The organism is Macellibacteroides sp. (assembly GCF_050251695.1).
In the GTDB taxonomy this organism is placed as follows: domain Bacteria; phylum Bacteroidota; class Bacteroidia; order Bacteroidales; family Tannerellaceae; genus Macellibacteroides; species Macellibacteroides fermentans.
This window is the reverse complement of the sequence record NZ_JBFWMI010000180.1, coordinates 1-3044: the sequence shown is the minus strand read 5'-3', so window position 1 is coordinate 3044 and position 3044 is coordinate 1. Positions and strand designations below refer to the sequence as shown.

The following is a 3044-nucleotide window of genomic DNA, read 5'->3' as shown; positions in this document are numbered from 1 at the left end:
ATCCCGTTGCCGGCTTGTATAAATTGAACCGCAGCGGCACTGCCGGCAAGGGCAAGTGCGCTGGTCTTAATAAAATCTCTTCTTCCTTTTTCCATAACAAACTTATTGAGGTTGGTAAAAAGGATTGGATTGGATCGTAGAGATCCCCTGCGTTCCTACCGCTCCCAAAATGCGGGTGGCACGGAGGAAACGCTTCGTGTTATAATCGTCGTACAGGTCACTTTCGGGATCGAAACTGCCGGTATGTACGTTGTTGATGGAATGAATAAAAGTCTTGTCGCCCACATATAACCCCACATGGATGATACGCTCATTCTTATCGGCGGTTGCCTTTTCGCCAAAGAACAACAGATCCCCCGGCTGCAGATTATCATATCCGGCAGATATATCCACGGGAATACCCGTGTGAACCTGTTGCGAGGCATCCCTCTGCAAGATCAGTCCGTGTAAAAATGTAATCGTCTTGATAAACCCGCTGCAATCCACCCCTTTGGAAGAGGTGCCACCCCACAGGTAAGGCGTACCGTTAAGGGAGTAGGCTGCATTGATCAGACTTTCGGCCGATAGATTAATCCCTTTCAGCCATTCATCCACAGGCTTTGCCTCGCTGGTGCGCACATAGCCCGTCCGTCCGTCGGGATAGCTCACCTTATAAAAGCCCCCTTCAACTCCCTCCAGCTTAAGCATACATCCGCTTACCAGGTCGGATACGGGTGTAGACGTAAGATCCGGTTTGCTGTAAGCGGTACCATAATGCGAAAGAAAAATCACCTTAGGGGAAGTCATCCAGGCATTGTACACCTCCCTGCTAACCTGTTTTATGTAACCCGCCACGGTCCACGCTATATAATTGTCGGCCATCTGCACCCGCAGCCACGAATCCTTTTGGAGGATACGCACCGGCATACCGAGCAAGGCCTGGGTAGACATCTCCGAACTGAAGCGCGGTTTCGAATTCATGGGAACCACCGAATGATTTACAATACCGTAAATGGAACCCACCGAAGCAGAGTCGGGCAGAAGCCTGATACTGTCGGCCACCTGCCACTTAAATTGCGCAAACAAATTGAGAGTTGCTTCTTTTGCCTCCTTACTGGTGGTAACCCCTTTTAGGATAAGCTGACTGTCCGTTACCACAGGCTCCACATCAAAAACAGCCGTTCGCTTGTCGGGGACAATGGAATCAGACATCAGAGTAATCATTGCTTCAGCCATCTCTTTTTTCTGTTCCGGAGAGATGCTGCAAGCATAAAATATGCAGGACGCCAACCCTAAGCATATACATTTTACATAATTCATACGATCTAAAGTTAGAAGTAAATCAATTTAAATTTCAACAAAGTTATTAAAATAGATTAATTTACCTCTTTTTGAGCATAAAAAAAGGGTAATAAACTCTTTCAAATTTATTACCCTCAGATTAGTCGGGATAAGAAGACTCGAACTTCCGACCTCCACGTCCCGAACGTGGCGCGCTACCAACTGTGCTACATCCCGCTAATTCAATACGGCTGCAAAGGTACAAACATTTTCAAAACTTCAAATATTTAGCACTAAAATTTTTACTTATGCAGTTAAATTCCCTTCGCCCGAAGCTAATGTAAAAAAAGATATATTTATTTTAACAGAAAGTTTGGAGATATAAAAAAAACGCTTACCTTTGCACCCGTAATGAAAACGATGGTGCCATAGCTCAGTTGGTAGAGCAAAGGACTGAAAATCCTTGTGTCCCCGGTTCGATTCCTGGTGGCACCACTCAAAAAGAAGCAGTTATCAAACAGATAGCTGCTTCTTTTTTTATGTCCGTTTGCAAGGACCCCTTCCGCGTAGGCTCCTCAATATCACGGATCAACTTAAAAAGTTGAGGGATTAATATTATGCATATAATTTACATATTCTGGAGAGTATTCATTTCATCACTTTTACTGTTTTAGAGTTTTATGTCAGATCATATTGCCAATTATAAAGAAGGCAAGGACGAGGAAGAAATATTGAAAGATATAAAATAATTGCCCGGATGCGATTATTGCGATTTTTACAGCAATCACCACACCCGGGCTATTATAATAATCTAATATATATTACAGATTAAAAGGACACATGCTTCACATTCAGGTTTTTGTCAATCAGCATTCCGTCAGATGGAATCAGGCTGCCAGCGTTGAATGCTCGTTTGACCTTGAATTTTATTACAAACAGGTCGAGTTCCGCATCGCTGGTAATTACAGGTTTATCTCCAATGTTTGCAAAGGTGGGATATAGAGCCTTTTGTTCATTTGTATGCAGACGATCATTACTCATGTTTTCCATTTCCTTCATTGCCAGAGGCTCAACTCCGATAAATTCTAAATCATCCGATTTGTAAGGTATGGCAAAGCTAAGAGCATTTACATTCTTAAGTCCGCGTCCCTTTACCCGTATTTCCAACCTATCGCCGGCCTTGCAGATGTTTCTGGACGGTGTAAGCTTAAGACTGCCTTCAATTTTATCCATGCCTGCACCTTTGGCTCCACCACCCAGCTGGGTTGTAAGAACTGAAATGTCATAGGCATCAATAAGTCCGTTCTTGTTTATATCTCCATTACTGATATAGCCTTCAAAATCAGAATCACCCATTCGGAGACCTGTGTAATTGAGGTATGAAGTAAAATCGTTCATATCAATAAGACGGTCGGCATTTATATCACCGGGACGGTAGCTTTCTGATCCGGGTACTTTAAAGATATACAATTCGCGTCCTGAACCATAATTACCTACAGCGCTTGTAACATCGATTTTTACATACTGTGCAACTGGCTGATTGTCGAATGTATATGTCTTGACGGTCGACGATCTGTCCCATTTAAAATCACCGGCCTTCACCCAATTCTCACGATCTACACTTGTATAAATGCTTCCGGTAAGCAATATTCCGTTCCCACCATCGGTACGGGGCAGATATTCCATTTTATCAAGGTGATTTACACTGTTTAGATTAATAATAATATTAAAAGGAACAGCCTTTTCACTCCAGGATGTATGCCATGCATCACCCTCATCAAAGT

Annotated in this window: 3 protein-coding genes and 2 tRNA genes; 1 reads left to right on the top strand and 4 read right to left on the bottom strand. The window is 43.2% G+C overall.

The genetic code is table 11. From position 1 onward, the window contains the following. The 3 genes from AB7E53_RS14805 to AB7E53_RS14795 form a co-directional block, all read right to left on the bottom strand. Positions 1–95, bottom strand: a 95-nt coding sequence (locus tag AB7E53_RS14805; protein WP_446776568.1) for a twin-arginine translocation signal domain-containing protein, incomplete at its 3' end; no start/stop codon positions are given. Between the two features lie 7 nt (positions 96–102). Continuing rightward, entirely contained in the window at positions 103–1299 is a 1197-nt protein-coding gene (locus AB7E53_RS14800; protein ID WP_446776566.1) for an NlpC/P60 family protein, read from the bottom strand. 125 nt (positions 1300–1424) lie between these two features. Next, positions 1425–1497 (bottom strand) — tRNA-Pro (locus tag AB7E53_RS14795). Between the two features lie 185 nt (positions 1498–1682). Here AB7E53_RS14795 and AB7E53_RS14790 point away from each other — a divergent pair. Then, positions 1683–1755, top strand: a tRNA-Phe gene (locus AB7E53_RS14790). 333 nt (positions 1756–2088) lie between these two features. On the opposite strand, the gene AB7E53_RS14785 is transcribed toward AB7E53_RS14790, so the two are convergent. After that, positions 2089–3044 (bottom strand): discoidin domain-containing protein (locus tag AB7E53_RS14785; protein ID WP_446776565.1); only part of this gene is annotated, 956 nt, incomplete at its 5' end.